Source organism: Fictibacillus phosphorivorans (assembly GCF_001629705.1).
GTDB classification, from domain to species: Bacteria; Bacillota; Bacilli; order Bacillales; family Fictibacillaceae; genus Fictibacillus; species Fictibacillus phosphorivorans_A.
In genome coordinates, this window is record NZ_CP015378.1 from 1,561,700 (window position 1) to 1,576,021 (window position 14,322).

A 14,322-nucleotide genomic window follows, 5' to 3' on the forward strand; every position below is an offset into this window, starting at 1 on the left:
TAAAGTATGAGGTGAAGAAAATGCCAACAACTGCAGTCTGTCCTGGTAGTTTTGATCCCGTAACTCGTGGTCATCTGGACATTATTAAACGTGGAGCAACCGTATTTGATGAAGTAATTGTCGTAGTAGCCAATAATCAGAGTAAAGACCCATTATTCACAGTGGATGAGAGAATCGTGCTTTTAAAGGAAGTAACGAAACAGTTTCCTAATGTGAAAGTTGATTCTTTTAATGGACTATTGATCGATTACGTAAAGAATATCGGAGCAAATGTTATTCTTAGGGGACTTCGTGCAGTATCAGATTTTGAATACGAGATGAAAATCGCTTCTATCAACAAAAAATTAGATGACGAAGTTGAAACATTTTTTATGATGACTAACAATCAATACTCTTTCCTAAGTTCAAGCATCGTTAAAGAAGCAGCAAAATATCATGCGAACGTTTCAGACCTTGTTCCTGAAGTCGTAGAAGAAGCCTTAAAAGAAAAATACAACAGCCCCCGTTAAGTACGGAGGCTGTTTTTTTTCATAAGGTTTCTGTTCCAAATGAGGATGGAAAGTACTAAGAATCCTAGCGTTACATAATGACTATGCATCAGTGCATACATACCGAACTCACTAATGTCTACCGTTTTCTCTGTAAGAAATGCAAATGCTGGAGCGGTAGTGCTTTTAACGTTATACAAATAGGGGAATACTAAAAGGCAAATGATCGCAGATAAAAATCCATGAAGTATTCTTGCGAAAAAGAATGGTTTGAACTTAATTTCTGTATCTGCAAGGATACTAGCAACTTGAGCTTGTACGGAAAAACCGCTAAAAGCTAATATAAAACTAACAATCACTGCTTGTTGTAAAAGGGGTGATTGTGCGAGACTCGTTAAGTTGCTGCCTAACGTAATCTCGAAGATTCCTTTAATAAGAGGAAGACTTAATTGTTCAGAAAGCGATAGCATTATAAAAAAATAATTGATAATGCTAGAAAGCAGTTCTGCTACGTGAAGAAGATCCATCATCTTACTAAGTACAGAGAAGAGAATAATGAACCCACCGATCATAAGCAGTGTCTTTGTCGATTGCTGCACGGCATCTCCAAGAAGCTGTCCGATGGGGCGATTGTCCGCCAGTCTTGCTTCATGCATATGTTTAAACGCGTTGGTCAGACCTTTTCCTCTGTACCGTTTTTCTTTTTCAACAGGTTCTCTTTTCCAGCCATGGAACCTCATGATCAGTCCTACAAAAAAATTGCCCAAATAGTGGCTTGCCGCAAGAACGATGCCGAGAGCTGCATTATGAAAAAAGCCAACTGCAATTGCGCTGAACATGAACAACGGGTTTGAACAATTCGTAAAAGATACAAGGCGCTCTGCTTCTAGAGTCGTAATCTGTTTTTGGTGCCATAGTCGCGCTGTTAGCTTTGCACCAGCAGGAAATCCAGAAGATATGCCCATCGCCCAAACGAACCCACCAGCACCTGGCACACGAAAAAGCGGTCTCATGAGTGGTTCGAATAAAACACCGATAAGATGTACAACACCAAAACCCATTAATACTTCCGATAAGATAAAAAAGGGCATTAAAGATGGGAAAACAACGTCCCACCACATCTTCAGACCGTTAACAGATGCCATGTATGTTTCTTTTGGGTATATTATTATTGAAACTGCTAAGATAATGGCTGATGCCGACAACAGCAAGGTTTTGAAATAGGCTTTGTTCATAAGGGGGATCTCCTCTCGCAAAATACACAATACTTACTTGTCCTCATCCTTATTTATACGTATAGCCTTACTCTTTAGACCATATGTTAAAAAAAGACGGTGCTTCTAAAGGAGGAGCAAAGGATGAAAGAACCGAAAATCGGACTTGCTCTAGGATCTGGTGGTGCCAGGGGATTTGCACATCTTGGTGTTGTTAAAGCAATAAGAGAAGCTGGGATTCCTATAGATATGGTAGCTGGAAGCAGCATGGGAGCTTTAGTTGGTGCAATGGTAAGTATGGGTCATAGCGATGAAAATCTTTACCGTATGGCAACGCTTTTTAAACGTAAATATTATATGGATTATACGGTCCCTAAGATGGGATTCATTACAGGGAAGAAAATCAAAGAACTCGTAAGGCTTCTTACCAAACAAAAACATATTGAACAAACGGATATTCCGTTAGCGATTGTAGCAACTGATCTACTGTTAGGAGAGAAAGTGGTATTTAGAACTGGTCCGATTGCAGATGCTGTTCGTGCTAGCATCTCGATCCCGGGAATATTAGTACCTGAAAAAATTGATGGCAAACTGTTAGTTGATGGTGGAGTCATCGATCGAGTACCTGTTTCAGTGGCAAGAGAGATGGGAGCAGATCTTGTGATCGCAGTAGATATCTCTCATTTTAAAGCCGAACTTCAAGTGTCATCTATTTTTGATGTTATCATACAAAGCATAGATATCATGCAGCGTGAGATGGTACGCTGGCACGAAATTTCAGCAGATATTATGATCCGTCCGATGGTTGAACAATTCAGTTCTACAGCATTTAAAGATGTAAATGATATAATCGCTATAGGAGAAGAAGCAGGAAGAAAACAGATCCCAAAAATTTTAGAGAAGATCAACAACTGGAAGGAGTCTATGCATGACCACTGAAAAGACAACAAAACGAAAAAACTTTTTCTCGCAAAATAAATTCATTATTCTATTTTTGCTTGTGTTTGCCTTTATAGCGTTCTATCCACTTCCTTACTACATTACCTCGCCTGGAGATGCCAGAGTATTAGATCCTATCATTAGTGTAGAAGGTGGAGACGAAGATACAGGAGTCTTCATGCTGACAACAGTGTCGGTGGGTACAGCGAACATTCCGCAATACATATGGGCAAAGCTGAGTGATTATCGAGAAGTCATTCCTGCTGATCAGATCAGGGGAGAAGATGAGACAGATGAAGAGTACAATCAAAGACAACTTCAGATGATGGAAGATTCACAACATGCTGCAACAATCGTTGCGTTTCAAGAAGCAGGAAAAAAAGTAGATATTGAATATCATGGTGTTTATGTTACGGGAATCATGTCAGGCATGCCCGCAGAAAAAAAGTTAAAAGTTGGAGATAAGATTATTGCAGTTGACCGTAATCCGGTTATGGAAACAAAAAAACTTCTTGATACACTTGCTCCAAAAAAAGCAGGAGATTCAGTAGATTTAACGATACTCCGCGGCGATAAAAAAATGAATGTAAATTTAAATATTGAGGAGTTTCCAAAGAAATATATCCAAGATCAAGGACCTAAAGCGGGCCTAGGTATTACTTCTCCTGTAGCAGATGTTTCCATCGTAACAGATCCTAAAGTGAAAATTGACACTTCGCAGATTGGAGGGCCATCAGCTGGGCTGATGTTCACGCTTGAAATTATGGATCAGCTAACGCCAGAAGATCTTACACATGGAAAGAAGATTGCAGGAACCGGAACGATGGACCTTCAAAAGAATGTTGGACCGATCGGCGGAATCCAACAAAAGATTGTTGCAGCTGATGAAGCTGGTGCCGAGATTTTCTTTGCCCCTGTTGATGGAGAAAACTATAGTGATGCAGTGAAAGCTCAAAAAGATATTGGATCTAAAATGAAAATCGTTCCTGTTAAAACGTTGAACGATGCACTAGATTATTTAAAGAAATTATAGAGAAAAAGGATGCAGAAGCCAAATTTTGGCTGTTCTGCATCCTTTTTGCCTCGTCGGAGCGGCTGTTAAGCACGCTACGACGAGCGCCACCCAATCATTACACAATAACGGGCGGAGTGTTAAATTCTTCTTTCTCAGCTCGTAAAATATCTCGAGCTGCCCCTTGGGCATAGACTAAAGAAGTTTTCGCTTCCAACCTCAAACCAGCAGAATCATACTTTGAGACTGTTGTAACGAGAGGAAGATCTAACGACTTTTTCACAGATCCTAGATATTCTCTGCCTTTACCAGTCATCCCTAACACGCGTATGTATGAAGGGGAAGAGTCTAGAATGGCTAGCATCTCATCTTTTTTCACCTTATTTAAAACGTGTAAACATGCGCGTTGCAGTCTTGTCCAAGTATAACGTTTAGTCTTTAGATGTTTCATGAACGTTTCGTATGAGTCAGATTTTTTCATCGCTTCGATCATCCTGTACTCTAAACCTTCTTCAACCTCGTAAAAACGGTTTATTTCAGAGGGATTTGTAGATAATAGTTGATAACGAAGAAGTGGATAGAAGCGCTCCCAGTTCATAAGTGTACCTTTTTCAACTTGTTCTTGAGCTAACAACTCAAGAGTATAACCGGGCATATACGGTGCTGCTTGTTCGGCATCATTTGTAAAAATCGCTTCTCTGATAGCCGTGGCGCTAGCGATGTTACCTTTACCTAGCATCACGTCATGATAATCAGCATTTTTTCTCTTTATTGTAACAGGTCGAATATGTGAACCTAACTCACGGCTAGCTCTTACATATTCAAAACCTAAGATATTATTTGGCTTACTGAGATCAAGAGCTAATGGAATATCAAGGGATTCAAAAGCTCGCGAAGCTGCTGAAGGATAGGATAGACCATTATTCATGAATGAACGAATATGTTCTTGATACGTTTCCTGTTTATCGTTCAACCATTCATGTGTTTTGCTAAAAAGTTCAGCATCCCCAGATTCGCTTCCAAAGCAAAAAGATTCTGCACCAAGAGATTGCAGCAAATAAATGCTGCCAAAAGCAAAACGAGGTGCATGACTAGTGGCAAAAGCATACGGAAGTTCAATAACAAGGTCGGCTCCTCCTAATAGCGCCATCTTAGTCCTCTTCCATTTGGATAAAAGAGCAGGTTCTCCTCGTTGAAGGAAATTACCGCTCATCACGGCGATAATACAATCAGCACCTGTAGCTTTTTTCGTTTCTTGTAAATGATAATAATGTCCATTGTGAAACGGATTATATTCTACAACAACACCAGTTGCTTTCACTTGCTCCACTTCCTTTTAAACGTTCGATTATACTTGTTTACATTGTACTAAAAAGAGTTTAGAATCAAAAGTATCAGTGTAAAGATAAAATATTGACATTTTATTTGATGACCGATATAATTACTACTGTTGCCTTGAGGTGATAAAGACATGAAATGGTCACTACAAGAAATTAAAAATTTTTACCGTAAACCGTTAACGTTTGAACAAAATGTTGATGCGAGCGGAGTGATGGAAAAAGACCCGGAGATCAGAAGCGTTGATCCTGTTCACGTAGAAGGACATGCAGATGTAACTCAGCAAAAAGCCACTTTTTACTTAAACATAAAAGGAAAAATGGTGTTGCCATGTGCCAACACATTGGTAGATGTGGAATTTCCATTCTCGGTAAAAACGACGGAAATTTTTATTTTCGATCCGAATTATACGGAATACGAAGATGAAGAGAGCCTTCACAAAGTCGAAGGACATTACGTTGACCTTCTCCCTGTCATCGAAGAGCATATTTTGCTTGAAAAACCGTTGAAAATTACGGCTGCTGATGTGACAGACAGTCCTGCTCCTAAAGAAGGAAAAGGATGGAAGAGGGTTACGGATGAAGACATGAAAAACCGGATTGATCCGCGTTTGGAAGGTCTGGCTAAATTTTTTGACGAAGACAAAAAGTGAAAGAATAGGTTATAATGATTCTTTCTAGAACCTTTAAGGAGGTGGATACAAATGGCAGTACCTTTTCGCAGAACTTCTCAAACTCGCCAAGCGAAGCGTCGTACACACTACAAGCTTTCCATGCCTGGTATGGTAAAGTGTCCACAGTGCGGAGAATACAAGTTATCTCACCGCGTTTGCCGTGAGTGTGGATCTTACAAAGGAAAAGAAGTAGTAAGCAAGTAATGAAAACAGGAAGCTATAGGCTTCCTGTTTTTTCATATACATAAATAAAGCGTTTTCTTTTGTATCGGAGGTGTAGATATTGAACGAGCAACCTGTATTATGGGAGAAAAAGAATGGAATAGGATGGATCACATTAAATCGACCTTCTGTACGTAATGCGATTAACTACGATGTGATGAAAAAATTATCAACTCTTTTAAAGGTAGCAAAAATGGACGAAGAGGTAAAAGTTCTTATCATTACAGGAGCAGGTACAAAAGCGTTTTGTTCGGGAGGAGACCTCAGTGCTTTTCATTCATTAAAGACTGAAGATCAAGCGTATGGGATGTTATCGAAAATGGGAAACATCCTACACGATCTATTTTTCTTTCCAAAACCTACTGTCGCTCTTCTAAACGGATCAGCAGTTGGAGGAGGATGCGAGATTGCATCCGCATGTGATATAAGACTTGCTCGTGCAGAAGCAAAAGTGGGTTTTATTCAAGGTCGTTTAGGCATTTCAACGGGCTGGGGAGGCGGTACCTACCTCTTAGAAAGAATCAACCTGACAAGAGCCATGGATCTCTTATACAGTTCCACTCCTGTAACTGCCAAGCAAGGTATGGATTACGGATTCATCCAATATGTCATTAAAGGAAACAGTTTGAAAGAAACGGAACGCTATGTAAGTCGTTTTACTTCTCAACCTCTCGGCGTCATCGAATCTTATAAAGCTCTTCAGCTCGAAAGATTTGACAAAGGAAAAATAAAGCAGAGCGTACAAAATGAGATCACACGATGTTCAAAGCTATGGGCGTCAGATGACCATCATAAAAGAGTAGAGGCATTCTTAAGAAAATAAGTTTTCCCCATTTTAGTAGAATAAAAAGTCTATCTTATCTAGCACTAGCATATTCTTATTACAAACCACTAAAATGGGGGGATCTAAATGACAAATTTGCGCCAGGATGCCTGGACAAAAGATGAAGATGCTATTCTTGCTGAAGTAACACTTCGGCATATTCGAGAGGGAAGCACACAGTTGGTTGCCTTTGAAGAGGTAGGAGAGAAGCTGACGAGAACACCAGCAGCCTGTGGATTTCGGTGGAACTCACTTATTCGTAAACAATATGATAAAGCGATAACCGAGGCTAAAAAAGTACGCAAAGAGAGAAACAAGCGAAAAGTTAAACCGTTTGCTTCTACCATTGAACATCACAGTGAAGAAGTGCTTCAAATGGAGCATTACAACACCGTGAAAAATGATAAGCCTCTATCTTTAAACGAGATCATCTTGTTTTTGCAGCAGCTTCAGGCTGAAAAACCGGTTTCCAAGAACTTAGAAGCGGAAAATAAAGCACTGATGTTGAAACTTCAGAACCTTAAGAAAGAAAACGGAACGTTGAAGAATAAACTTACTAAAGTGAATAAAGAATATGAAGCCGTACAACGAGATTATCAAGATGTATTGCAGATTATGGACAGGGCAAGAAAGTTAGTAGAAGTACCTGTTAGAAATTAAAAAAAGATGGCTTCCGCCATCTTTTTTATTTTTTATGCAAGGCGTTGTTCACTTACGCCTGTTGGATACCATACATAAGGATTTTGTCCACGGTCACGATCTTGATTATAGGTTACAGCTTCAAAGCCCATCTTCTCCCAAAAACCGCCAGATTGTTGTCTGCCATTTGTCTTGATTGGAAGCTGGAACGTTTTTGCGAACTCTACTAAAGCTTTCCCTAACCCCTTAGTCTGATGGTGAGGCAATACTTCTAATTTCCAAAGCTCTAAATAATCTTGTGGAGGATCAAAGTATTGATCATAAGCAGCTTCGATCTGATACAAGCTCATACGTGCAACTAGTTTATCACCATAATAAATTCCGTAGAATGGAGACTCACTGTCGTTTTCGATCATATTTTCTTGAAGATCCTCAAGCATTGACAATTCTTGTACGCCGTATTCCTTGAACTGCTTAAATTCTTCAAGTGTTTTATAGTTAACTAATAATTTTTTTACTTCATATTTAAACATATGTTCTCCCCCAGTCTTTCTGTACTTTTCTCTATATTTATAGTATATACTAATTATGCAAAAAATTCTTTAAAAATAAAATATTCGTTTAGTTTACGCTTACAAAAAAGGATTTTTGGTTTTTATGTCGAAAAAGGTAATGTTGACAACAGGAAGGAGGATGAACATGAAAAAAATATTAATCGCTAATCGTGGTGAGATTGCACTGCGTATTATTCAAACGTGTAAAGAAATGGACATTCAAACGATTGCTGTATATTCTGAAGCAGACAAAGACCTCCCTTTTGTAAAAGCTGCTGATGAAGCGGTACATATTGGTGAACCTCCAGTAGCAAAATCTTACCTGCAGAGTGATGTGATTCTAGAAGTCGCTCTCAAACATAAGGTAGATGCTATTCATCCGGGTTATGGATTGTTATCTGAGAATGATGAGTTTGCCAAAAAGATAGAGAAAGCTGGAATAGCATTCATAGGTCCGTCGCCACAAACGATTGAATGGATGGGCGATAAGATTATGGCGAGAAAAACGATGCAGCAAGCAGGTGTACCTATCGTACCTGGGACGATAGAGCCAATCGAAGATGTTGAAGAAGGTGTGAAACTTGCTGAGCAGATCGGTTATCCCGTAATGCTTAAAGCAAGCAGCGGTGGTGGCGGAATCGGTATGGTAAAATGCGATAACCGCGAAGATCTTCATAAACATTTTGTCTCCTCACAACAAAGGGCAAAGAATTACTTTGGTTCTGGCAGAATGTTCATTGAGAAATGTATCGAGAATGCAAGACATATTGAAGTTCAAATCATGGGTGATACTCATGGGAATATCGTTCATCTTTTTGAAAGAGATTGCAGCGTTCAGCGAAGAAATCAAAAAGTTGTCGAAGAATCACCATCACCGTTTCTAACAGAAAGCCTTCGTTCTAAAATTACTGAATCTGCTGTTAAGGCTGCTGAAGCAGTAAATTATGTGAATGCAGGAACTGTTGAATTTGTCGTAAGTGAAAATGGAGATTTCTATTTTCTAGAGATGAACACACGACTTCAAGTTGAACATCCTGTTACTGAGAGTATTACTGGGCTCGATCTAGTAAGATGGCAGATCCAAGTGGCTAGAGGTGAAAAGCTACCATTAACGCAAGAGGAGATCATGAGTAATGGTCATGCAATAGAGTTTAGGCTTTATGCTGAAGATCCCATCACTTTCTTCCCATCACCTGGTAAGATTGAAAAACTCATATGGCCGAGTTCTGAGAATGTAAGGATCGATTATGGTTATGAGAGCGGAAATGCTGTTACTCCATTTTATGACCCGATGATTGCGAAAATAATTGTAAGCGATTCCAACCGTGAGAATTGTATTAAGAATGCGGTTGAATTCTTTGATGCACTTGAGATAGATGGCCTAAAAACAAACACACCGCTCTTTCAAATGATCTTGAAAGAAGAGGATTTTGTAAAAGGTGACTACACCACAAGTTATTTAAGTAAAAAGAAAGTATCAAAACCATAATTAAACAGAGGAGAGAGAGAGATGAAAGAAATTACAGCATCTATGGCAGGCACAGTTTGGCAAGTATTGGTAAGTGAAGGTGATGAAGTAACAGCTGGACAAACGGTTATTATCTTAGAGTCTATGAAAATGGAAATACCTGTTGACGCTGTTGATGCAGGAACAGTAGAAAACATTAAGTTTGCATCTGGAGACTTTGTGAATGAGGGCGACGTACTCGTTACACTTAAATAGAATTATCATGCAAACAATCTGAACGAGCGCTCACTCTCTTGAAGGAGGTATATCATGGTAGCAAAATTAGAAAATCAATTAAAAGAAAAGATCGACCAGATTGAAGCTGGTGGTGCACAGAAATATCATGAAAAGAACAGTTCTCAAAATAAGATGTTCGTTCGTGACCGACTAAGACTTCTTTTTGACAATGGTGAATACACCGTAGAGGATGCAAAATTTGCAAACAACCAAGCAGGAGACCTTCCAGCTGATGGAGTTGTAACAGCGATTGGAAAACTTGGCGGAAAGACGGTCTGTGTAATGGCCAATGATTCTACTGTAAAAGCTGGATCTTGGGGAGCTAGAACAGTTGAAAAGATCATTCGCATACAGGAGACTGCACAAAAGTTAAAAGTTCCGATGCTTTATCTTGTTGACTCGGCAGGTGCTAGAATTACGGATCAGATCGACATGTTTCCAAACCGCCGTGGAGCAGGAAAGATTTTTTATAACCAAGTGAAAATGTCTGGGATGATTCCACAGGTTTGTATTCTTTTTGGACCATCAGCAGCAGGTGGCGCTTATATACCCGCTTTTTGTGATATCGTGATCATGGTCGATCAAAATGCTTCTATGTACTTAGGGAGTCCTCGAATGGCTGAAAAAGTAATTGGGGAAAAAGTGACGCTTGAAGAGATGGGCGGTGCAAGAATGCATTGTTCTGTTAGTGGATGCGGAGACGTTCTAGCAGTTGATGAAACAGAAGCCATTGAAGAAGCGAAAAGGTATCTATCTTATTTCCCTAGTAACTATAAATTAAAGGCTCCGAATGCTGATGCTGTCGCTCCAAAAGCGGGAAGAGAGTTAGAAGCAATCGTGCCGGAAAATCAGAATGTTCCGTTTGATATGTATGAATTTATAGATGGACTCATTGATGAAGGTAGCTTCTTTGAGATGAAAAAATTATTCGCGCAAGAGATCGTGACGGGCTTTGGTCGTATTGACGGAAAACCAGTTGGGATCATCGCAAATCAGCCTAAAGTTAAAGGCGGCGTACTCTTTGTTGATTCAGCGGACAAAGCAGCACGATTTATCACGCTTTGTGATGCTTTCTCCATTCCGCTTCTTTTCTTATCAGATGTTCCAGGATTTATGATCGGAACGAAAGTAGAGAGAGCTGGGATCATCCGTCATGGAGCAAAGTTGATAGCAGCGATGAGTGATGTAACGGTGCCAAAAATTTCAGTGATCGTCCGAAAAGCATACGGTGCAGGTCTATACGCGATGGCGGGTCCAGCATTTGAACCTGATTGTTGCATTGCTTTGCCTACGGCTCAGATTGCAGTTATGGGACCTGAAGCAGCAGTGAACGCAGTATATTCGAATAAGATTAATGAGATTGAAGATGTGAAAGAGCGTATTCAATTTGTTCAGCAGAAGCAACAAGAATATAAAGAACATATCGATATTTATAAACTAGCATCTGAAATGATCATTGATGATATTGTTTCACCTTCATCCTTAAGAGATGAACTAACAAATCGTTTTGCGTTCTATGAAAACAAAGAAATGGTATTCAGTGAACGAAAGCATCCTGTTTATCCTGTTTAATCACAAGAACCTCCCTTACTCGGGAGGTTTTTTTAGTATCCCTTAAGAATATGATAGTATCGAGAAAGAGAATGTAGGGGTGAGCTATATATGAGAGTGAGTGTCATTGGCGGCGGAGCAATCGGGTTATTAGTTTCCTATTTTATAAACAAAAATGGAGGAGAACCCGTAGTATATACAAGAAGCTATGAACAAGCGGAGGAACTTAGAAAGTTTGGATTAACATACAAAAGCGTGGATGGTTCAGAGACAACTGTAATGGTCGATGCAAAACCTTTTGCACAATATTCTGGTGAGGAATCCTGGTGTGTGATTGCAGTTAAACAAACAGCTATGAATGAATTGATGGGATTGAATAAATACCGAAACGTTTCCTATCTCTTTTTACAGAATGGAATCAGTCATCTATCTTTTCTAAATAGCTTGCCGCAAAAACAAATAGGCATTGGTGTTGTTGAACATGGAGCGATAAAGACAGGTCTTACGACAGTTCATCATCTTGGAGAGGGCAGGATTAAACTCTCTTCTTATCGAGGGGATTATGAACAGAGATGGAGCGAACTTCTTCATTCAAGTCATTTTCCGATTTCTTTAGAGACAGAGTGGGAGCCCATGGTTTATGAAAAACTAATTATGAATGCATCCATCAATCCTCTTACCGCGTTGTTAAGAATAACAAATGGAGAACTATTAACAAATATATATGCTTTATCTATGATGAGAGAGCTCTTTAACGAAACCATTTCTGTATTGAATATGACAGAACAGCGCGAAGTGTTATGGAAGGAATTGTTAGTCTTGTGCAGAAATACTTCATTAAACCGATCCTCTATGTTAAAAAGCGTAGAGAGCGGGAAGCAAACGGAGATAGAGAGTATTACGGGTGAGATTATTAAGCGAGGACTGCAGTTAAAGATCAAAACCCCTTATTCTCGTTTTGCGTATGAAGCGATTCGTGCATTGGATTGGAGAGGATGAATGATTGGCTAGTGTTGTAGGTGCGATTGTGGCTACATTGATAACCGTTCCTTATATTGTCTTTTTTCTTGTTAATAAGAGTATGCTAAAAGTTACGAAAAAAAGGAGAAAAGCCTTTAAGGCGGGTGTTGATAGTACAACGTTATTTTTATTTTTTGCTATTGAAAGAATGACTGTGGAAATTTGGGGACACTCTTATTATTGGATTCTTATACTCGTATTCTTATTCGGGTGTTTGCTTTTTACATATGTGATTTGGAAAAATGATGTAGAACTGTCTATCGGAAAAATACTTAGGCTGAATTGGCGTCTACATTTTCTTGTTCTTTCGATCGGTTACTTTTCGTTGATGACATATGGAATCATTTCACGTATTTTGGACATTTAGAGCATATTTTTTATGTTCTTTATTCGTTCTTTGCTATACTCGTTAAGGATGTAATTGATACGTAGAAAGGAAGTTCATAAATGAGACTGGAGGAAATGCAGCTTCATACATCGCCTTTTTTAGAAGGGTACTCCAACGGAGATGCGGAGGTTGTCCGTTTTTTTGATTATAAATCTCCTTATGATAAACACGAATGGACAAAGAGACAACAGGAATTGAAGCGTTATTCGTTTCCTAGAAAGGGTCTAACGGATTATCTGACTACTTATAATCAAAAGATTGGTTCCTCTGCGAAAACAATAGAGAATATACAAAAACTGAATGCAGAAGAGAGTTTAGCTGTTGTTGGTGGACAACAAGCGGGACTTCTAACCGGTCCTCTCTTAGTGATCTACAAATGCATCAGTACGATTCAGCTAGCAAAACAAGCTGAGAAAGAATTAAATGTTCCCGTTGTTCCAATATTTTGGATCGCTGGTGAAGATCATGATATGGATGAGATCAATCATGTTATGGTCCCTAAGAACAATACAGCTAAAAAAGTATCATTAAAGTCAGCGAGCAATGTTAAGTCTTCAGCCTCCTTATGGGAGTGGGATAGTGATGAAGTTCAACCTTGGTTGAAGGAAGTATTTAGTTCCTTTGGGGAAACAGCTTTTACGAGTGATTTAGTCGCAGAGACTGAACGTATCTTAAAAGACTCAGACTCTATCGTTACGTTCTTCGCAAAGCTTCTATCCAAATGGTTTTCTGAAGAGGGGCTTATCGTTTTAGATTCTGGAGATCCTTCGTTAAAAAAACTGCAATCTTCCATGTTAAAAGAGATGATAGTTCATAACAAAGCGATAGATGAAGCTTTCAACGTTCGAACTGAAGAACTGTGTACAAGTGGATATTCAGCTCCAATTGAGATACAAGAGAACAATGCTCATCTCTTCTATACGAAGAATCAAGAACGGATCTTACTGTATCGTGATGAAGAGGGATTCTCTTCTAAAGAAAAAGACTTCACGATCTCTGAATCAGAACTTCTTGAGGAAGCGATTAACCACCCAGAAAAATTCAGCAATAATGTAGTGACACGACCATTGATGCAAGAATTTCTTTTACCGGTATTATCGTTTGTGGCTGGACCAGGAGAGATTGCCTATTGGGCTGTGCTAGGAAAGGTTTTCGGTCAATTTAACAGAATGATGCCTATCCTTACACCAAGGCTATCTTTTACTCTTGTTACGACTGGCGTTAATGAATTGCTTCAATCAAAAGCTATAACGGTGAAACAAGTTTTGGAAAATGGAACAGAAGAATATAAACGTGAGTGGTATGCAATGAACCGACCGATCGAGACTTACGACACCGTGCAATCTGTTAAAGCAGAATTTACTTCTTCCTATGAAAAGTTGATCCGATTAGCAGAAGATATCGATCCAAAACTCCTTGCCGTTGCAGATTTGAATTTAAAAAGAATCTTATCGGAGATCGACTATATGGAGAATAAGTTAGAACAACGTGTTCGAAAAAAGGTAAAAGAACCACTTGCCGAATTTGATGAGATCATGCTTCAATTGAAGCCGACTGGAATCTTGCAAGAGAGGGTATGGAACATCTATCAATTCGTAAATGAAGGAGGTTCTTTTCTTATGAACCAACTTGTACAATACCCTTATCAATTCAATGGGAAACATAAGATTGTATATGTTTAAAACCTTAAAATATTTTAGAAAAAATCCTGTGCTAC

The 14,322-nt window shown here is 39.1% G+C and carries 16 protein-coding genes; 13 read left to right on the plus strand and 3 right to left on the minus strand.

Features of this window, described 5'->3' with window-relative positions; all coding sequences use genetic code 11:
• Positions 1–20 precede the first annotated feature (20 nt).
• A complete protein-coding gene (gene coaD / locus ABE65_RS08040) occupies positions 21–509 on the plus strand; it encodes a pantetheine-phosphate adenylyltransferase (protein WP_066393400.1) in 489 nt (162 codons plus the stop codon).
• Here coaD and ylbJ read toward each other — a convergent pair.
• On the minus strand, positions 506–1,723 hold the full coding sequence (gene ylbJ / locus ABE65_RS08045) for a sporulation integral membrane protein YlbJ (RefSeq protein WP_066393406.1): 1,218 nt from the start codon (positions 1,721–1,723) through the stop codon (positions 506–508). The genes coaD and ylbJ overlap by 4 nt on opposite strands.
• Before the next feature lie 123 nt (positions 1,724–1,846).
• Between ylbJ and ABE65_RS08050 the strand changes: the two genes are divergently transcribed.
• On the plus strand, positions 1,847–2,641 hold the full coding sequence (locus ABE65_RS08050) for a patatin-like phospholipase family protein (protein ID WP_066393408.1): 795 nt from the start codon (positions 1,847–1,849) through the stop codon (positions 2,639–2,641).
• Positions 2,631–3,674 (plus strand): SepM family pheromone-processing serine protease, encoded by a 1,044-nt coding sequence (locus ABE65_RS08055; protein ID WP_066393410.1) that lies wholly within the window; start codon positions 2,631–2,633, stop codon positions 3,672–3,674. The genes ABE65_RS08050 and ABE65_RS08055 overlap by 11 nt, the downstream gene beginning before the upstream one ends.
• Before the next feature lie 97 nt (positions 3,675–3,771).
• On the opposite strand, the gene ABE65_RS08060 is transcribed toward ABE65_RS08055, so the two are convergent.
• Positions 3,772–4,974: a nucleotidyltransferase gene (locus tag ABE65_RS08060; RefSeq protein ID WP_066393413.1), complete on the minus strand. Its 1,203-nt coding sequence runs from the start codon at positions 4,972–4,974 to the stop codon at positions 3,772–3,774.
• A gap of 150 nt (positions 4,975–5,124) precedes the next feature.
• Between ABE65_RS08060 and ABE65_RS08065 the strand changes: the two genes are divergently transcribed.
• The 4 genes from ABE65_RS08065 to ABE65_RS08080 all read left to right on the plus strand — a co-directional run bounded on the left by ABE65_RS08065 (position 5,125) and on the right by ABE65_RS08080 (position 7,369).
• Positions 5,125–5,643, plus strand: a complete 519-nt coding sequence (locus ABE65_RS08065; protein WP_066393415.1) for a YceD family protein — start codon at positions 5,125–5,127, stop codon at positions 5,641–5,643.
• 51 nt (positions 5,644–5,694) lie between these two features.
• Entirely contained in the window at positions 5,695–5,868 is a 174-nt protein-coding gene (gene rpmF, locus ABE65_RS08070; protein ID WP_066240492.1) for a 50S ribosomal protein L32, read from the plus strand.
• 79 nt (positions 5,869–5,947) lie between these two features.
• A complete protein-coding gene (locus ABE65_RS08075; RefSeq protein ID WP_066393416.1) occupies positions 5,948–6,709 on the plus strand; it encodes an enoyl-CoA hydratase/isomerase family protein in 762 nt (253 codons plus the stop codon).
• Positions 6,710–6,796: 87 nt separating this feature from the next.
• A complete protein-coding gene (locus tag ABE65_RS08080) occupies positions 6,797–7,369 on the plus strand; it encodes an RsfA family transcriptional regulator (protein WP_066393417.1) in 573 nt (190 codons plus the stop codon).
• Positions 7,370–7,401: 32 nt separating this feature from the next.
• On the opposite strand, the gene ABE65_RS08085 is transcribed toward ABE65_RS08080, so the two are convergent.
• The gene (locus ABE65_RS08085) at positions 7,402–7,881 is read right to left on the minus strand and encodes an N-acetyltransferase (RefSeq protein ID WP_066393419.1); all 480 of its coding nucleotides are present in this window, start codon (positions 7,879–7,881) and stop codon (positions 7,402–7,404) included.
• Between the two features lie 166 nt (positions 7,882–8,047).
• Here ABE65_RS08085 and ABE65_RS08090 point away from each other — a divergent pair, with 166 nt between their 5' ends.
• The 6 genes from ABE65_RS08090 (at position 8,048) to bshC (ending at position 14,287) form a co-directional block, all read left to right on the plus strand.
• Positions 8,048–9,391, plus strand: coding sequence for an acetyl-CoA carboxylase biotin carboxylase subunit (locus ABE65_RS08090; protein WP_066393421.1), 1,344 nt, complete (start codon positions 8,048–8,050; stop codon positions 9,389–9,391).
• A gap of 21 nt (positions 9,392–9,412) precedes the next feature.
• Complete coding sequence (locus ABE65_RS08095; RefSeq protein ID WP_066393422.1) at positions 9,413–9,625, plus strand: acetyl-CoA carboxylase biotin carboxyl carrier protein subunit; 213 nt, start codon at positions 9,413–9,415, stop codon at positions 9,623–9,625.
• Positions 9,626–9,679: 54 nt separating this feature from the next.
• Positions 9,680–11,218, plus strand: a complete 1,539-nt coding sequence (locus tag ABE65_RS08100; RefSeq protein WP_066393424.1) for an acyl-CoA carboxylase subunit beta — start codon at positions 9,680–9,682, stop codon at positions 11,216–11,218.
• Positions 11,219–11,308: 90 nt separating this feature from the next.
• On the plus strand, positions 11,309–12,196 hold the full coding sequence (locus tag ABE65_RS08105) for a ketopantoate reductase family protein (RefSeq protein WP_066393426.1): 888 nt from the start codon (positions 11,309–11,311) through the stop codon (positions 12,194–12,196).
• 4 nt (positions 12,197–12,200) lie between these two features.
• Positions 12,201–12,584 (plus strand): DUF3397 domain-containing protein, encoded by a 384-nt coding sequence (locus tag ABE65_RS08110; RefSeq protein ID WP_066393433.1) that lies wholly within the window; start codon positions 12,201–12,203, stop codon positions 12,582–12,584.
• An 80-nt stretch (positions 12,585–12,664) separates the two neighbouring features.
• Positions 12,665–14,287 carry a bacillithiol biosynthesis cysteine-adding enzyme BshC gene (bshC, locus tag ABE65_RS08115; RefSeq protein WP_066393434.1) on the plus strand — a complete coding sequence of 541 codons (1,623 nt, stop codon included), beginning with the start codon at positions 12,665–12,667 and terminating at the stop codon, positions 14,285–14,287.
• The last annotated feature ends 35 nt before the right edge of the window (positions 14,288–14,322 follow it).

Coding starts and splice junctions, on each gene's coding strand:
- coaD (WP_066393400.1), top strand. CDS start 21: ATGCCAACAACTGCAGTCTGTCCTGGTAGTTTTGATCCCGTAACTCGT.
- ylbJ (WP_066393406.1), bottom strand. CDS start 1,723: ATGAACAAAGCCTATTTCAAAACCTTGCTGTTGTCGGCATCAGCCATT.
- ABE65_RS08050 (WP_066393408.1), top strand. CDS start 1,847: ATGAAAGAACCGAAAATCGGACTTGCTCTAGGATCTGGTGGTGCCAGG.
- ABE65_RS08055 (WP_066393410.1), top strand. CDS start 2,631: ATGACCACTGAAAAGACAACAAAACGAAAAAACTTTTTCTCGCAAAAT.
- ABE65_RS08065 (WP_066393415.1), top strand. CDS start 5,125: ATGAAATGGTCACTACAAGAAATTAAAAATTTTTACCGTAAACCGTTA.
- rpmF (WP_066240492.1), top strand. CDS start 5,695: ATGGCAGTACCTTTTCGCAGAACTTCTCAAACTCGCCAAGCGAAGCGT.
- ABE65_RS08080 (WP_066393417.1), top strand. CDS start 6,797: ATGACAAATTTGCGCCAGGATGCCTGGACAAAAGATGAAGATGCTATT.
- ABE65_RS08085 (WP_066393419.1), bottom strand. CDS start 7,881: ATGTTTAAATATGAAGTAAAAAAATTATTAGTTAACTATAAAACACTT.
- ABE65_RS08090 (WP_066393421.1), top strand. CDS start 8,048: ATGAAAAAAATATTAATCGCTAATCGTGGTGAGATTGCACTGCGTATT.
- ABE65_RS08095 (WP_066393422.1), top strand. CDS start 9,413: ATGAAAGAAATTACAGCATCTATGGCAGGCACAGTTTGGCAAGTATTG.
- ABE65_RS08100 (WP_066393424.1), top strand. CDS start 9,680: ATGGTAGCAAAATTAGAAAATCAATTAAAAGAAAAGATCGACCAGATT.
- ABE65_RS08105 (WP_066393426.1), top strand. CDS start 11,309: ATGAGAGTGAGTGTCATTGGCGGCGGAGCAATCGGGTTATTAGTTTCC.
- bshC (WP_066393434.1), top strand. CDS start 12,665: ATGAGACTGGAGGAAATGCAGCTTCATACATCGCCTTTTTTAGAAGGG.